General features: G+C 66.4%; 17 protein-coding genes. 9 read left to right on the top strand and 8 right to left on the bottom strand.

Going from position 1 to position 15,205, the window contains the following annotated elements; all coding sequences use genetic code 11:
• The 3 genes from CEP50_RS16850 to CEP50_RS16840 form a co-directional block, all read right to left on the bottom strand.
• On the bottom strand, window positions 1-1,064 hold a 1,064-nt coding region (locus CEP50_RS16850), incomplete at its 3' end, for a WXG100 family type VII secretion target (protein ID WP_219905525.1).
• The gene (locus CEP50_RS16845; protein WP_106114910.1) at window positions 1,061-1,369 is read right to left on the bottom strand and encodes an ESX-1 secretion-associated protein; all 309 of its coding nucleotides are present in this window, start codon (window positions 1,367-1,369) and stop codon (window positions 1,061-1,063) included. The genes CEP50_RS16850 and CEP50_RS16845, both read right to left, overlap by 4 nt.
• A 27-nt stretch (window positions 1,370-1,396) precedes the next feature.
• Window positions 1,397-1,954 carry a YbaB/EbfC family nucleoid-associated protein gene (locus tag CEP50_RS16840; RefSeq protein WP_106114909.1) on the bottom strand — a complete coding sequence of 186 codons (558 nt, stop codon included), beginning with the start codon at window positions 1,952-1,954 and terminating at the stop codon, window positions 1,397-1,399.
• Window positions 1,955-2,898: 944 nt separating this feature from the next.
• Between CEP50_RS16840 and CEP50_RS16835 the strand changes: the two genes are divergently transcribed.
• From CEP50_RS16835 to CEP50_RS16805, 7 genes are all read left to right on the top strand, one after another.
• Window positions 2,899-3,651, top strand: coding sequence for a YqcI/YcgG family protein (locus CEP50_RS16835; protein WP_106114908.1), 753 nt, complete (start codon window positions 2,899-2,901; stop codon window positions 3,649-3,651).
• A gap of 81 nt (window positions 3,652-3,732) precedes the next feature.
• Window positions 3,733-4,554, top strand: a complete 822-nt coding sequence (locus tag CEP50_RS16830; protein ID WP_106114907.1) for an arginase family protein — start codon at window positions 3,733-3,735, stop codon at window positions 4,552-4,554.
• A gap of 114 nt (window positions 4,555-4,668) precedes the next feature.
• Complete coding sequence (gene dapF, locus CEP50_RS16825) at window positions 4,669-5,529, top strand: diaminopimelate epimerase (RefSeq protein ID WP_258175364.1); 861 nt, start codon at window positions 4,669-4,671, stop codon at window positions 5,527-5,529.
• Complete coding sequence (gene cysK, locus CEP50_RS16820; protein ID WP_106114905.1) at window positions 5,516-6,517, top strand: cysteine synthase A; 1,002 nt, start codon at window positions 5,516-5,518, stop codon at window positions 6,515-6,517. The genes dapF and cysK overlap by 14 nt, the downstream gene beginning before the upstream one ends.
• Complete coding sequence (gene metX / locus CEP50_RS16815) at window positions 6,514-7,629, top strand: homoserine O-acetyltransferase MetX (protein ID WP_106114904.1); 1,116 nt, start codon at window positions 6,514-6,516, stop codon at window positions 7,627-7,629. Before cysK ends, metX begins: the two co-directional genes overlap by 4 nt.
• Before the next feature lie 47 nt (window positions 7,630-7,676).
• The gene (locus CEP50_RS16810; protein WP_106114903.1) at window positions 7,677-8,423 is read left to right on the top strand and encodes an SDR family oxidoreductase; all 747 of its coding nucleotides are present in this window, start codon (window positions 7,677-7,679) and stop codon (window positions 8,421-8,423) included.
• Between the two features lie 61 nt (window positions 8,424-8,484).
• Window positions 8,485-9,408, top strand: coding sequence for an ATP-grasp domain-containing protein (locus CEP50_RS16805; RefSeq protein WP_106114902.1), 924 nt, complete (start codon window positions 8,485-8,487; stop codon window positions 9,406-9,408).
• 14 nt (window positions 9,409-9,422) lie between these two features.
• Here the strand turns inward: CEP50_RS16805 and CEP50_RS16800 are convergent, their stop codons facing one another.
• Entirely contained in the window at window positions 9,423-9,989 is a 567-nt protein-coding gene (locus tag CEP50_RS16800) for a TetR/AcrR family transcriptional regulator (RefSeq protein WP_106114901.1), read from the bottom strand.
• A 92-nt stretch (window positions 9,990-10,081) separates the two neighbouring features.
• Between CEP50_RS16800 and CEP50_RS16795 the strand changes: the two genes are divergently transcribed.
• The gene (locus tag CEP50_RS16795; protein ID WP_106114900.1) at window positions 10,082-10,543 is read left to right on the top strand and encodes a nuclear transport factor 2 family protein; all 462 of its coding nucleotides are present in this window, start codon (window positions 10,082-10,084) and stop codon (window positions 10,541-10,543) included.
• Window positions 10,544-10,619: 76 nt separating this feature from the next.
• Here CEP50_RS16795 and CEP50_RS16790 read toward each other — a convergent pair whose 3' ends face one another.
• Together CEP50_RS16790 and CEP50_RS16785 are read right to left on the bottom strand one after the other, a co-directional pair.
• Entirely contained in the window at window positions 10,620-11,003 is a 384-nt protein-coding gene (locus CEP50_RS16790) for a transposase (protein WP_106114899.1), read from the bottom strand.
• 150 nt (window positions 11,004-11,153) lie between these two features.
• Window positions 11,154-12,059 carry a DMT family transporter gene (locus CEP50_RS16785; RefSeq protein WP_106114898.1) on the bottom strand — a complete coding sequence of 302 codons (906 nt, stop codon included), beginning with the start codon at window positions 12,057-12,059 and terminating at the stop codon, window positions 11,154-11,156.
• Between CEP50_RS16785 and CEP50_RS16780 the strand changes: the two genes are divergently transcribed.
• Entirely contained in the window at window positions 12,058-13,494 is a 1,437-nt protein-coding gene (locus CEP50_RS16780; protein WP_258175362.1) for an aminotransferase-like domain-containing protein, read from the top strand. The two genes, CEP50_RS16785 and CEP50_RS16780, sit on opposite strands and share 2 nt — an antisense overlap.
• 130 nt (window positions 13,495-13,624) lie before the next feature.
• On the opposite strand, the gene CEP50_RS16775 is transcribed toward CEP50_RS16780, so the two are convergent.
• Together CEP50_RS16775 and CEP50_RS19925 are read right to left on the bottom strand one after the other, a co-directional pair.
• Complete coding sequence (locus CEP50_RS16775) at window positions 13,625-13,978, bottom strand: hypothetical protein (RefSeq protein ID WP_146134830.1); 354 nt, start codon at window positions 13,976-13,978, stop codon at window positions 13,625-13,627.
• Window positions 13,979-14,256: 278 nt separating this feature from the next.
• Window positions 14,257-15,030 carry a hypothetical protein gene (locus tag CEP50_RS19925; RefSeq protein ID WP_146134829.1) on the bottom strand — a complete coding sequence of 258 codons (774 nt, stop codon included), beginning with the start codon at window positions 15,028-15,030 and terminating at the stop codon, window positions 14,257-14,259.
• Window positions 15,031-15,205: the final 175 nt, after the last annotated feature.

Here is a 15,205-nt window from a genome sequence, read left to right as displayed (position 1 = left end):
GTCCGGGGCGGCGTGGCCTCCGAAGGGGAGTTCGGGGCTCCGGGGGTGTCACCGGGAGGGGAGACGTCCGGCTCGGAACCGGCGTCCGGTCCGGAGGACGGATCCGCCCGCGAGTCCGGGGACGAGGGGGAGTCCGGCCCACTGCCCGGAGCGGAGTCACCGAACCGGGACCGGTGCCCGCCGACGACGTCGGTGCCGAAGGTCTCGTCGAACTTCTTCCAGGTGCTCGTGGCGAACCTGTCGGGGATCTCGCCGATCCCGTCGGCGACCTTCTTGCCGAACCTGCCGAGCGAACTCATGATCTCGCCGAAGACCTCGACCATCTTCGCCAACTTCGGCGAGACGTTGCTGATCGTCCTGACCAGCTTCTGGACGACCTCGGCGATCCTGGTGACGGTCTTGGAGACGAAGACGGTGGCCTGGGTGGCCACCACCGGGGTGCCGAGACCGAGGGTGCCGATCGCCTCCAACGCGTAGGTGATCAACCGGGAGACGCAGTCGGCAACCAGGTCGCGGACGAACTCACGCACGAACGAGACGACCTCGCCCATGATCGTCACGACCGAGCTGATGGTGCTCGCCAGCTCGGCGGCACCGGACAGCGCCTCACCTCGTTTCGCGGCGTGGTTGCGGTAGGCGTCGCCGGCGTCCCCGATCCACCGCGTGATGTCGGTCTCGACGGCCTGGCCGTACTGCCGGGCGGCGGCGGTGACCTCCTCGGAGACGTTGGCCCAGGTCTGCCCGTAGGCCCGGACCCCGTCGGGGTCGCCCGCGAACCAGTCCAGGGCCTCCTGGAGGGGCTGCACGTGCTCGATCAGCCACGACAGCCCGTACGACATCAGCGTGCCGATCGGGTCGACCGCGAGACTGGCCGCCTCCATCGCGAGCCCGCCGTAGGCCAGTCCCGACTCGACCCAGCTCGAACCGTCCTTGAGGCTGCTGACGTCGTTGACGGACTCGACGATGCCGATGCCGGTGCCCCACCCCGCCTCCCCGGTTCCTTCGGTGAGCGGGCCCGGGCCGTCCTGCGCCTGTTGTTCCTGCTCGACGAGGGGATTGTTCATGTCCGGATCTCACCGAGCATGTCGCTGTTGTCCTTGTCCACGGACTCGTAGGTCCGCGCGGCGTCCCGGAGGTTCTCGGCGGTGTCCCGCATCCCCTCGACGGCCTTCTTCAGCGTGTCGATCCCGTGCTGCTCCACCGGGTCCAACATCCACGCGAAGGGGCGACACAGGATCCCGTAGGCGTCGTTGTCCAGGGAAACCTGCTGCGAGGCGTCCACGGCCGTGTTCAGCCGATCCACAACTTCATCCACTGTGGACGCGTGTGCGCGCAGTTCCTCGGGAGTGACGTGCACCTGCTCGGACATCGGCGAACTCCCCTCGACGTGGAAGGATCAACGCAGGAAGGACCGGTTCTCGAAGTCGTCGTCATCGTCGTCGGGCTCCTCCGGCCGCCGCGAGCGCGCGGAGCGTTCCGGGCCCGGTTCGGCTGCGTCCTCGTCCTCCGGACCCAGGTGCATCTCCCGCACACCGGCCCCCGGAGTCCGTGGCTCGTCGGGCTGCTCCTCCGCCGGAGGCTCCGGAAAGCTCTCGCGGGCCTTGCTCAGGACGTGCTGGACGGCCGGGTCCTCGGTGCCGACCGTCTCGGCGGCGGCCTGTCGCATGAGCTCCGGCAGCCTCGACCGCGCGCACCGCACCGCACGCATGATCTCGGAGGAGAGCTTCGACATCGACCGGTTGGCGGCGTGTTCGGCCAGGTGCAGGTCCCGCAGAGTCCCGTCCGAGCCCACGGTCACGCTGACCGCTCCGTCCTCGGAGGACTCGGTCACCGAGATGGCCTCGATCTCGGCCTGCATCCGGCCGAACCTCTCGGCTTTCTCGGTCGCGCGCTCCTGCCACTGCCGGACCATCCGCTCCGTGGCCCCGACGTCCGCGCCGAAGTCCTCGGGCAACCCGCCTCCTCGTCAGAACCTCCCGTTCCGGGCAACGTAACGACTCCACAGCGGACTCCGCGGCGTTTTCCGAGGAAAATGGCCGAAACGGCCGTACACATTGCTCCGAACAGAGCAGTCGAGAGTCGAGGGTGACAGAAGAACGTTTCGGGGGAGAGCCCCGGGATTCGAGGAGCGAATCCGGCCTTTCACACGAACGGACCAACGCCGGTGGCCGACAACAGACACGGTGTCGATTCCCTCACCGACAACCAGCGAAAACACTTCCGGCGCTCCGGTCGACGTGGGTACCGGAACCCGTCACGCCGGTTCAGTGACCCTCCCGTGCACTGTTTCCTTTGGTCGGGTGCGACGACAACCGGGCACCGAGGACCGCATTCAGCGGTTCGTCCACCAATCGTCCCCGGCGGTCTCACCTCTCCGTCGGCGAAACTCCCGACCGAACGGAGCATCCGACCGGTGGACCAGAATCGCGCCCCACCAGACGAGCTCACCACACCGCCCCCAACCACGAACACCGGTTCACCGAGCACCACGATCACCAAAAAAAACAGAAGTTCGACGATCACGTGAAGCTTGATAGGTCACGGAACCCCCGGCTACAGTCGCACTGTCGCTCTCAACGATCAGTACAATCTGGTCCACGGAAGGAGAACGAACACTGGGGACATGATTTTCTTCCCGTTCCGCCGATTCTCCGGTCCGGAACGGACACACGGCGAACCGCGACCGTGCCCATCACACCAGATCGCCACTGACGTTCTCCCGTTTTCCGCCGAAGCGTCCGCGCGACGAACCGGGGTCGCACCGCACGCACTCGCATGGACCGGGGAACAGGGGAAAGCACACCGAAGTGGTTCCATCCACCGATTTCAGTCACGAACAGAAGGATCAAGCCAAGGTGCGACGAACTGCGATCCTCCGTCCGGAGCAGGAGTCACCAGTTGAACACGGAAAACGGAAACAGGAAACTCGTCTCCCAGGACCAGGTCAGTGCAGGCGCGGAAGGGTGGCACCGCGACGCGTTCAACGACATCGCGGCGCGGTTGACGAGCAGGGATTTTCCGTGCATCTTCTCCAGGAACGCCTTCAGGAAACGGATTCTGAAGTTCCTCTTCGTGGAGGACATCACGGAGCGCGGAATCCGACACCTGGCGGAAGGTCTCACGGAGTACGTCGACATATCCGAGGAATGGGACGGAAACCTGGATACGTCTTATCCACTCGTCGCGGCGTTCTCACCGGACATCCTGGGAGACAGGCACTCCGTCGCCGATTACCACGCCTTCGGATGGGAGGTTCTGCAAAAACTTCACGAGGTCGACCCCGCCCCCTGGCCCGAGGAGATCGGAAAGGACCCGGAATCCGGCACCTGGTCCATGTGTTTCAACGGAATGCCCCTGTTCTGCAACATGAGCAACCCCGGACACCGGGCACGCCGCAGCCGCAACCTCGGCAGGCACTTCACTCTCGTCATAAACCCGCGGGAACGCTTCGACATCTTCGCGGGAGACACCACGAGCGGACGCAACGTCCGTTCGAACATTCGTAACCGGGTGGAGCGGTACGACGGACTGCCCCACTCCTGGCAACTCGGCACCTACGGATCCGAGTCCCTCGAATGGCAACAGTACGGACTGCTGGAGGAGAACACGGAACGGACGGACAAGTGCCCCTTCAGGTTTCGGGGGCCCTGACCCGATCCCTCGGTGGGAACAGCTCCCACCCACGACACCGAGACATCTGTACCACCACGTGAAGGACGAGGTTCACTGCTGATGTTCGACCTCATCGTCTCCCGGGGACGCGTAGCCGACCGCGAAGCGCGGATGATCGAGGGCGCGGTACGCACCGCGCGAGAGCTGGAAAGTCGCTACGGGGTTCGTGCCGAGTACGTCGGCACTCCCGCCCCGCCCGCTGACGACGACTGGAGCGTCAGCCTTCCACGGGCCAAGGACACCCTCGACGGGTTGCGGAAAGCGATGTCCGACAGCGTTCGGAACGACGGCCTCACGGTCATGACCTCGAACACCTGCTCGGCCAGTCTCGCCACGCTTCCGGTGGTGGCGCGGCAGTACCCGGATGCCGTGGTGCTCTACGTCGACGCGCACGGCGACTTCAACACCCCGGAAACGACGGACACCGGCTACCTCGGCGGGATGGTGCTGGCCGGTGCGTGCGGACTCTGGGACAGCGGTCACGGTTCCGGACTCCGGCCCGAGCAGGCCGTCCTCGTCGGAACACGCGACATCGACGAGGGGGAACGTGAACTCGTCGACTCGGCGGGAGTCCGGGTCATTCCCCCGGAGGAGGCCAACGGGAAGAACGTTCTCGACGCCGTCGACGGCGCACGAGTGTGGGTCCACATCGACTGGGACGTGCTCGACCCGAACACCCCGGTCCCGGCCGACTACGAGGTTCCGGGCGGCATGATGCCGGAACAGATCCGCGACATTTTCGAGTCGATTCCGCCGGAACAGCTGCTGGGAATCGAGCTCGCCGAGTTCAACGCCCCGACCGACGAGGAAAGCACCGAAAAAGCGGTGTCCGTCATCATCGACATGGTTTCCCCCGCCCTGGAGGCCGCCCGCCCCTCCTGACCAGCGACCCGTACCCGGGACTGACCGTTGCCCCGCCGGACTCCCGGCGCGACCGTACCGAGGAAGTCCCGACACCACGTGATCCGATCCGCCTCTTTCCGGGACTCTGCACGCATGGAATCGCTCAGAACCTCAACGGAACTTCGCTTCAGCAAGATGCACGGGGCGGGCAACGACTTCGTTCTGCTCGATCTGCGCGAGACGGATCCCCCGTCACCGGAAGTGTGCCGAGCGTTGGCCGACCGTCACACGGGAGTCGGTTGCGACATGATCCTCGGCGTCCGGACTCCTCGGAGCACCGAGGCCGTCGCCTCCTTCGACATCCGAACGGCCGAGGGGGCGCCCGCACGACAGTGCGGGAACGGAGCACGCTGTGTCGCCGCCTGGCTCCTCCGGGCGGATCTGGCAACGGGCCCTCGGTTCGCTCTCGACAGCCCGTCCGGTACGCACACGGTGGAGGTGCTGGACGAGCACACCTTCACCGTCGACATGGGCACACCACGGTTCGTTCCGGGCCGTTCCTCCGGCGCGCCGGACTTCGGGGAGGAGTGCCACCACGTCGATCTCGGTCACGGTCCGCGCCCACGCTTCACCTCGGTCCACCTCGGTAATCCGCACGCCGTGATCGAGGTGGCCGACGTCGACACCGCACCGGTCACCGGAGTGGGGCCGGCGTTGCAGAAATCGCCCCTGTCCCCGTCCACGGTCAATGTCGGCTTCGCCGAAGTCGTGTCACGGGAGCGCATCCGCCTGCGCGTGTACGAGTACGGAGCGGGCGAGACCCTCTCGTGTGGCAGTGGCGCCTGTGCCGCCGTGGCGGCGCTGGTACGACGCGGACGCGTCGACGACTCCGTCTCCGTCTCCCTGGCCGGCGGGGAGCTCCACGTCACCTGGCCGGATCCCGCCGCCCCCGTCCTGCTGACAGGTCCCGCGGCGTTCGTCTACGAAGGACGGTTACCTCATGCCTATCCATGACAGTATTCTCGACACGGTCGGTCGCACGCCCGTGATCAGGCTCAACAGGATCGCCCCGGAGCACGTCACGCTCTACGCGAAGGCCGAGTCGTTCAATCCCGGTGGGTCGGTGAAGGACCGGCTGGCGCTCTCCGTCGTTCTCGACGCCGAGGCGAGGGGGGAACTGGAACCCAACGGCACGATCGTGGAGTGCACCTCGGGCAACGTGGGAATCGCCCTGGCGATGGTGGCCGCCGCGCGCGGTTACCGCTTCGTGGCGGTCATGGGCGACACCTACTCCACGGAACGGCGCAAACTCATTCGTGCGTACGGCGGTAAGGTCCTCCTGTTCCCCGGTTCCGAGGGCAGCGCCGGAGGCAATCGCAGGGCGGACGCCCTGGCGGAGAAACACGGATGGTTCCGCCCCAGACAGTTCGAGAACCCGGCGAACCCGGCCTACCACCGGGAGACCACGGCCTCGGAGATCCTCGGTGACTTCGCCGGAAAGCGGCTGGACCACTTCGTCACCGGCTTCGGCACCAGCGGAACGGTGACCGGAGTCGGTCAGATGCTGAAACGGGCCCGTCCCGAGGTGCGGGTCACCGCCTTCGAGCCGGAGAACGCCGCGGTGCTGGCCGGCAACGAGTGGAACGTGCACGGGATCCAGGGCCTCGCTCCGAACTTCGTCCCCGAGGTACTCGACGAGAGCGTCATCGACGACCTGCTGACCTGCGACGAAGTGGTGGCCCGCGACACCGCTCGCCGACTCGCCGCGGAGGAGGGGATATTCACCGGCATCTCCGCGGGTGCCACCGTCGCGACAGCGCTGCGTGTCGCGGAGAACGCTTCCGAGGGGGCGGTCCTGCTCGCGATGCTGCCGGACACCGGCGAGCGCTACCTTTCCACGTTCCTGTTCGAAGGAACGAACGAAGGCTCCGACGACGAGTGGTTGGCCTCCCTCGACACCGAGACCCACGAATCCCGGCCCCAAGGGGGAACAGGCTTATGAGGGAATTCGTCCCCCCGTCCACTCGTTTCGTCGACCTTCCCGACGGATTCGCGATGCACCGGGGAGGAACCCTGCACGGTGCCCGGATCGCCTACGAGACGCTGGGGCGGCTGAACGCGGCGCGCGACAACGTCATCCTCATCCTCACGGGACTCTCGGCCGACGCGCACTCGGCTTCGCACGCGGACGACCCCAGCCCGGGCTGGTGGGAGGCCATGCTGGGGCCGGGAAAGCCCATCGACACGAACAGCTGGTACGTCGTCTGCATCAACTCGTTGGGCAGCTGCAAGGGTTCCACCGGGCCGGCCTCGGTCAACCCACGCACGGGCGAGCGCTATCGGCTCGACTTTCCGTCCTTGTGCATCGAGGACATCGCTGACGCGGCGGCCAGCACCGTACACGCCTTGGGATTCGAGCGTCTCGCCTGTGTCATAGGGACCTCCATGGGGGGAATGAGTGCGCTGTCCCTGTTGGCTCGGCACCCCGGTATCGCGCGCACCCACATCAACGTCTCCGGAGCGGTGCACGCGCTTCCGTTCTCGATCGCGTTCCGGTCCCTGCAACGCGAGGCCATCCGCCGTGACCCGCACTGGAACCGTGGCCACTACGACGCGGAGAGCTATCCCCGGCACGGCATGCTCACGGCACGGAAGCTCGGCATGATCACCTATCGCTCCCCCCGGGAGTGGGAGGACCGTTTCGGCCGGGCGCGTACCGAGAGGGGCCTGCGCACCACCGACGAGCCGTTCGCCCCGGACTTCGAGGTGGAGAGTTTCCTGGAGTCACACGCCCACCGGTTCCTGCGTGGTTTCGACCCCAACAGCTACCTCTACCTGAGCTACTGCATGGACCAGTTCGACCTGGGTGAGTCGTGCGGGAGCACCACCGGTGAGGCACTGTCCAGGATGGACCTGGAGAAGGCCTTGGTCATCGGCGTGGAGACCGACATTCTCTTCCCTCTGCGCCAGCAGCACGACATCGCCGCAGGGCTGAGTTCGGGAGGGACCGACGTCCAGTTCCTCCCCGTCGACTCCCCACAGGGGCACGACGCCTTCCTCTCCGACCCGGACCGGTTCGGCCCCCCGATCTCCAAGTTCCTGTCGGTGGGCTGACGGAAAAACACCTCACAGGCCTTCTGCTCCAACGAACGGAGGACGACGTGTCCGAGTACGGCCCGAAGACGGCTCTCGTGACCGGAGCCACTCGAGGAATCGGATTCGAAACCGCACGTCAGCTCGCGGAAAAGGGAGTTCGCGTTCTCCTCTCCGGACGTGCTCACGGCCCGACCGTCGAAGCGGCGAGGAAACTGCGGGAATCCGGCCTGGAAGTCGACCCTCTCGTACTGGACGTCACGAACACGGACAGCGTTTCCGCGGCCGTCGCCCACGTCGAAGACGAACACGGCCGCCTCGACATCCTGGTCAACAACGCGGGAAGCCGCGTCGAGAAGTACGGCAGAAACCCCTCGGAGCAGCCGTTGCGCCAGTGGCGCGAGACGTTCGAGGTCAACCTGTTCGGTCTCGTCGGGGTCACCTCGTCCTTCCTGCCGCTGATCCGCCGGTCCGAGGCGGGACGCATCGTCAACGTCTCCAGTTTGCTCGGTTCGTTGACCCGGCACAGCGACACCGACTCCTACACGTACAGCTCCACGTTCAAGTCGCTTCCCGCCTACAGTGCCTCGAAGAGTGCGGTCAACTCCTGGACGGTGCATGTGGCCTTCGAGCTGCGCGACACGCCGATCAAGGTCAACTCCGTGCATCCGGGTTACACCAGGACCGACATGAACGAGGGCGGCGGGGACCTCGAGGTCGCGGACGGTGCCGCGACGAGCGTGCGCATGGCACTGCTCGACGGCGACGGCCCGACCGGCAGCTACGTGCACATGGGAGAAACCGTGCCGTGGTGACTCGTTCCGTCACGGACTTCTCCGCCCGGAAACCGTTGTTCGCCCAGGATTGGATCCGCCCATGAGAAGTGTCGCCCTGGTCACCGACCGAGAGAGTCTGCCGGTCGATTACGACATGCCCCTGTTGTCGGAGGCGTGTCAGGAGGTCGGCGTGAAAACCGAGGTGTGCGACTGGAAAGAGCCCTCCACCGACTGGTCGCGTTTCGACGCCGTCCTGCTGCGCTCCCCCTGGACCTACATGGACCGTCCCTGCGAGTTCCTGGAGTGGTGCGAGCGGGTCACCGAGGTCACGCACCTGCACAACTCCCTGCCCGTCGTGCGTTGGAACTGTGACAAGCGCTACCTGAAAGATCTCGCCGCCGGCGGGGTCCCGACCGTGCCGACCCGGTTCGTCGGCCCCGGTGTGGACCCGCTGTCGGCGGTGCGGGAGTTCTTCTCCGCGCATCCGGATACCGAGGAAGTCGTCGAGAAGCCCACGATCGGTGCCTACTCGAAGAACGTGCGACGTTTTTCCCGTTCACAGATCGCCGAGGCAGCCGCGCACGTCGAGCGGCTGGTCGGAAACGGCGGTCACGTCATGATGCAGCCCTACATGGACTCGGTCGACCGGAACAGCGAAACCAACCTGAGCTGTTTCGGGGGCGTCCACAGTCACGCCATCAGCAAGAGCGCCATGCTCCTGCCGGACGGCACGGTGAACGTGCCCACCTTCGAAAGTCGTGGGGCACGGCACGCCGACGAGGACGAACTCGCCGTGGCCGAGGCCGCGCTCCGTGCCGCGCAGGCGCACCTGGAGTTGGAGAACCCGCCGCTCTACGGGCGTGTCGACCTGGTCCGGGGGGACGACGGCAAGCCGCTGGTGCTGGAGCTGGAGCTGTGCGAACCCTCACTCAACCTTCCCTTCGCCGAGGGCAGCGCGCTGCGGTTCGCCCGGGCGCTGCTCGAACGTCTGGACTCCCGGGTGTCACGGGCGGGGAACCGGTGACGGTGCGGCCGGGATCAGGGTGTTCCGAGCAGCGTCGCGACGGCTGCGCGCGCCTGACGGGCCGGGGCGGGGTCACCACTGATGCCGGCCGTCACGATGGCTCCTTCGGCGAGCAGGAAAACCGGCTCGACCACCGGCATCCCGGTGGCGTGGACCCACGTCGCGATCTGGTCGCGGAATGCCTGCTTGTGTGACCGGACTTCGGCCAGCACCGCCTCGGATGACGGGCCCAGTTCGCCGCTGACGTTGATCCAGGCGCATCCGCGGAAGCCGGGTTCCGCGAACCACTCGGCAAGCCAGTCGAAGATCGTGAGCACGCGCTCGCGGGGATCCGCGACCGACTCCACGCGGGCGGTCAGGCTTGCTCTCCACCACTGGTCGCGACGTTCGAGCACCGCCACCACGAGGTCCTCCTTCGCCGCGAAGAACCGGTAGATCCGCTTCAGCGGAAGGCCGGATGCCGCACGAACCTCGTCCATGCCGACCGCCCGGACGCCTCGCTCGTAGAAGAGCCTCTCCGCCGCGTCGAGCAGGACCTCACGGTCCCGACGGTTCTGTTCCTCGGTGATCGGGGCTGGCATCCGGGCTCCCTGGTATTGAGAACGTACGTTCTCTATCATAGACCCCACTGACAGAGAACGTGCGTTCTCAACCTCGACGCCGGGAGACAACAATGCCGGAAGACCGCCCGCCCCACCCACCGTTCACACAGGAGACGGCCCTGCACAAGGTCCAGGCTGCCGAGGACGCATGGAACACCCGCGATCCGCACCGGGTGGCACTGGCCTACACACCGGACTCGACGTGGCGGAACCGGGACACGTTCGTCCACGGCCGCGAGGAGATCATCGCTTTCCTGACGCGGAAGTGGGAGCGCGAACTGGACTACGCGCTGCGCAAGAGCCTCTGGAGTTTCCACGGGAACCGGATCGCCGTCCGTTTCCAGTACGAGTGCCACGACGCGGAGGGCCAGTGGTGGCGCAGTTACGGCAACGAACTGTGGGAGTTCGACGAGCGTGGCCTCATGCGGCGCCGCGAGGCGAGCATCAACGACGTCGCCATCCCCGAAACGGATCGGCGCATCCACGGCCCTCGGACCGAGGACGAGTACGGCGTCGACATCCCGCTCGGATAGTTCCGGCACCACCCCTTCGCCCGGCGACAACGGTTCGTTGTCGCCGGTGACGCCCTCCCCGACTTCCGGGTGGCTCTCAACGGGACGGGGTTTCGGCCCGGCTGGCGCCCGCCCTCGTCCCGCGCCGTCTGATGGAGTCGAGGGCTCGCCGCGACCACTCCGAGTGCTCCCGCTCGCCGAGCCGCTCCTGACACAGTCGGTGTAATCGCGTCCACACGCGGTCCTGACTCCACTCCACGAAACGCCGGTAGACTGTGGGCCAGCACGCGCCGAAAACCGGGGGCAGCTGTCGCCAGGCGCAGTCGGTGACGGCCGCGAACACGATCGCCGCCAGCACTTCCCGGTCATCGGCTCGACGTCGTCCTCCGCCCTGCGGCCGTCTCACCACCGTCGGGGGAACGACCTCCCGGAACAGTTCCCAGAGCTCGTCGGGTACCAGACGTTCGACAAGACCCGGCATATCCCGTCAACACCTTCCTCGACCACGGAGTTCGACACCCACGGCGGCCTGTTCCGGCAGCCCCGGGCAGAGGCGGAACCGGAACCTCCGTTCGTTCCCGTTCGTGTTCCGCGTGAGCGGCCGGAACCACCACTCGTGACACCGAGGGTGTCATCTTTTGACACGCTGCGTGACGACAATGCAGGTGAGCACGATTACGGTGGTCAGCGGTACGGCCGCGCTGAAGTGTTCGCCGAGCAGGAGTACGGACCACACGAGTGTCAGCAACGGCTGGGCGAGCTGGAGCTGGCTCGCCCTCGTCACGCCGATGAGCCCCATACCGCGGTACCAGACCACGAACGCTCCGAACTGTGACACGGCGGCGATGTAGGCCAGCCCGACGAGAGCCTTCGCCGTGAGGTGCACCGGTTCGGACGGCAGCGCCCACGCGGACACCACGATGTTGACCGGGGCGGCGAGCACGACTCCCCAGGCGATGACGCGCCAGCCCGGCATGCGCGCCGACAGGCGTCCCCCCTCGGCGTAACCGGCCGCGCAGACGAGGAGAGCGCCGAAGAGGTAGAGGTCGGCGACCGTGGGCTGCCCCTGGTTCTGCAGAAGCGTGAACGTGATGACGGTAGCCCCACCGACTCCGGCCGCGGCCCAGAACACGGCCGGTTCGCGGCGTCGTGTTCGCAGGGCGGAGATCATCGCGGTCGCCATCGGGAGCGCACCGATGACCACCGCCGAGTGCGCCGAGGAAGCGGTCTGTAGCGCGAGGGTCGTCAACAGGGGGAACCCGAGCCCGCATCCACCGGCGACGACGGCGAGCCCGGGCCAGTCGGAGCGGTCCGGCAGCGGTGCCCGCGTCGTGAAGAGCGCCACGGCCGCTATGACGGCGGCGAGCACGCCGCGAACTCCGGTGGCGCTCCAGGGGCCGAACCCGTCCAGTGCCCACACGGTGCCCGGAAAACTCAGGGAGAAGCCCAGGACGCCGAGCGCGGCGAACAGCGTCCCGTTCGGTTTCGGCAGTAGCGATACTGACCGAGTGTCGATAGTGCTACGATACGTATCCATGTCTGATGATAGCAGTGCCCACGAGCTGGCCAAGATCCTTGCTCGTGAGATCGAGGAAATGCCCGTCGGAGCCCGCCTCCCGACACACCGCGAACTCGTGCGGCGCTTCGGGGTCAGCGCTACTACGGTTTCCCGGTCGCTGGCGCTGCTCACCCAGCGGGGACTCATCACCTCACGGCCGGGAGCGGGCAGCTTCCGGGCCGAGACGCGGCCGAGCCCACGCACCGGCAACACCTCGTGGCAGGAGGCGACCCTGGAACTGACGAACCGTCTCGACTCCCCGACGGGTGCTGCCCGCGGATTCAAAACTGCTGCGCTGCTGGGAACGCTCGCCACCTCGGAACCCGAGGTCATCGACCTCAACGGCGGCTATCTCCACCCCGAGCTGCAACCACTCACCAGACTCGGCACCGCACTCTCCCGAGCCGGACGACGTTCGCAGGCGTGGGCGTTCCCGCCCGTCGGAGGAATCCCCGAACTGCGCGACTGGTTCGTCTCCGACATCGGTGGAGGTCTCAGTCGCCACGACGTTCTCATCTGCGGCGCGGGACAAAGTGCCCTGTCGACCGCGCTGCGCGCCCTGTGTCAGCCGAACGACCCGGTCGTCATCGAGTCGCCGACCTATCCGGGGACGATAGCGGCCATCCGCGCCGCCGGCCTCCGGACGATCCCGGTTCCACTCGACCGGGAGGGGCTGCGCACCGACTACCTGGAGCAGGCGCTCGCCCGCACCGGAGCACGTGTCGTCATCGTGCAGCCCCTGTTCCAGAACCCCGCGGGAGTGAGTCTCTCCGAACGTCGCCGGCACGAGATCCGAACCACAGCCCGCCACTACGCCGCGTTCGTCATCGAGGACGACTTCGCCCGGCACCTGGCACACACGGACTCCGGGCAGCTTCCCCCTCCGATGATCGCCGACGACCCCGACGGCACCGTCATCCACGTCCGGTCACTGACCAAAGTGACCTCACCGAATCTCCGCGTCGGCGCGTTGGCCGCCCGTGGTCCGGTGGTCACGAAGCTTCGCTCCGCCCACGTCGTCGACACGATGTTCGTTCCCGCCCCCTTGCAGTACACGGCACTCGAAGTCATGACCGCCCCGGGATGGAAGCGCGCGCTGAACACACTCGGCTCGGCCCTGCGACAACGCCGGGAGGTCGCCGTCGAGGCGGTGGAGGCGACGTTCGGTCCGCACGCCCTGGCCGTTCGACCGCGCGGCGGCTACCACCTCTGGGTGTCGCTACCCGGGCACCTGGACGGCGAACAGCTCACCGCCGCAGCGCTGGCAAACGGTGTCGCCCTCACCTGCGGAGACAACTACTATCCCACCGAGAGCAACGCCGCACGCGTCCGGATCAGCTACGTCGCCGCGGCCTCGGCCACGGAGGTCGACGCCGGTGTCCGCCGCCTGGCACCTCTTCTCGTGGAACAGTGACCGGGTTGCCCCCAGCGGAGTCGGCCGGGGCACGTCACCGCCCGAACGGGTCCGAAAACCCGACGAAAACCAATAACGGTGCGGGTGTGGCCACCCGCACCGTCTGCGAGATCAGGGTCGGACCAGCAGGTCACCAGTCTTCGTGACCGCAGTCCTCGAGGTAGGCGAACTGTCCGTGCCTGAGATACTTGTAGTCGACGCTACCCCCGCCACCGACTGACAGGCACTGCGAATCGGGCTGGTTGTTGATAACCATGCGGAGGTCCATCTGTTCACCACACTTGTTCGTCACCGTGGTGGTCTGATCCCAGATGTGGATCTTGGTGTCAACCTTGAGACAGTCCGGCCACGGGGCCGCGTTCGCCGCGGGGGCAGTAAAGGTCAGACTCCCCAGAACGAGAACCGCTCCGGCGGCGAGTTTGGACAACCTGCCCAACAAGGGTGTGGTCTCCTCCTCTCCTTCGTATCTCATGTGGACGTTCACTATCCATACCCGAAAAGGACTTTTCGGTCAAGACCGGCCCAGCTCCCACACCCGCGTGGGCTCGCCGGGAACGGAAAGCGATCACGGCGAAACGCGGGGAAAACGTGCGGCAGAGGCCAGAGCCGGTCTGCCGCGAAACTCGGTGATGACAACAGCATCACTGGGCTTCGCCGGTGGGGGTCAGCACCGGAGTGAAGCGATCAACACAACGATCCCGCCTCCTCGCTCGATCACGACCGCAGAGCGAGACCCGTGCACGCGATCGGGTTTGTCCGGGATCAGTACGACTCCGGCTGGTAGCGCATTTCGAGCGGTTCGGGGACATGCTTCATGAAGCGGTTGAGCTCCCAACTGCCCAGTTCGCGCGTTTCTGGCCAGGAGGGCAACTGCCTCAGCGGATCAGTCTTGTCCGCTCGTTCGTTGATCCACGCCAACCACCGACGAGCTTGAACGATCTCTTCCTCGGACGCTTCCCCAACGAACTCAGCGTGGTCGATCTGTTGGGCTACATCTGCGGCGAATTCGCGCAGTTCCCGTACCTCACGCCAGCGCCCGAGTTGCTCTTCCAGCACTTTACTCCGATGAGTCTCCCCAGCCCGGAGGCGAGCGCGCTCCCGTTCCTCTTCGAGAGCCCGTCGATATCTCTCTTCAGCACGGATCTTCGCTTCTCGCCGCAGACGCAACTCGTCGACACGAACCGCTACTTCCCGCAAGAGTTCCGGCAGCTTGTCCTCGAGAGTCCACGAGGTGCGATCGGCCCAGAAGGACTTACGGTCACTCTGGATCGGACCACCCATATCGATGCGGAGGCGCCCACTCGGCACCCGATCATGTTTCGGAATGCGCGCCCAGGGGTTGCTCCGCTGTTCCCGTAGTTCGCGGGGCGTTGCGACATGTTCTACACGGTCGTCCTCTTCGCTGATTCTCAGCGGCACGGTCTCGCCGCTTCCGATCAGCAGGACGTGCCAGACGAGAACGCTGTGCCGACCAGTGGTGTTCCCTTCCGCGGGCGAGGTGACTGTGAAACCGCGCCGCTCGGCCTCCGCAGCCACAGCTTGCAGGATACGGAGGGCACGCTTCCGAGCAGCTTTCGATACTTGCAGAGGCCCGGACTTGCGGGCCATCGAGAGCGCGGGGTGATACCGAGGGACGTGATCAGGCACTGGCACTGGCACCAGCGGCGCGTGTGTACCCACAGGACCATCTTCCAGGACGAACAGATCCTGA

This window comes from Actinopolyspora mortivallis, assembly GCF_003001495.1.
Classification (GTDB): domain Bacteria; phylum Actinomycetota; class Actinomycetes; order Mycobacteriales; family Pseudonocardiaceae; genus Actinopolyspora; species Actinopolyspora mortivallis_A.
The sequence above is the reverse complement of the archived record's forward strand: the minus strand, read 5'-3'. Positions and strand labels throughout refer to the sequence as shown.